Source organism: Gilliamella sp. wkB292 (assembly GCF_001690235.1).
GTDB lineage: Bacteria > Pseudomonadota > Gammaproteobacteria > Enterobacterales > Orbaceae > Gilliamella > Gilliamella apicola_F.
Window position 1 is genome coordinate 1 of record NZ_LZGO01000036.1, and the last position, 333, is coordinate 333.

1 protein-coding gene is annotated in these 333 nt (G+C 30.6%); it reads right to left on the reverse strand.

The window, feature by feature from the left end; translation table 11 throughout:
- Window positions 1-333: hypothetical protein (locus A9G09_RS12850; RefSeq protein ID WP_176700944.1), on the reverse strand; the 333-nt coding region annotated here is incomplete at both ends.

A 333-nucleotide genomic window follows, 5' to 3' on the forward strand; every position in this document is an offset into this window, starting at 1 on the left:
CTTTTACTTTATTGTTTATAAAAAACTGGCGTAACGACTCTGACATCACAATTCGCCCTATAGATTCTTCACACCTTGCCATACAAAATTGCTCATTTATATCTTCTTTAAAGACGATTTCAAAAAATTTCATTGGTCCATCAGGATAACTCTCTAATAATGGTATATATTCAGATTTATTCATATCAATACAGGATATTAAACGAAGAATATTTAATACTTTATAACCAGAATAGCTGCGACCATTAACAGTTATAGTTGCATCTATTAGCTGGACATCATGTAAAAAATCTTGATTGTTTGAAAGTAAATTGGCAAGTCTAGGCGAGATAA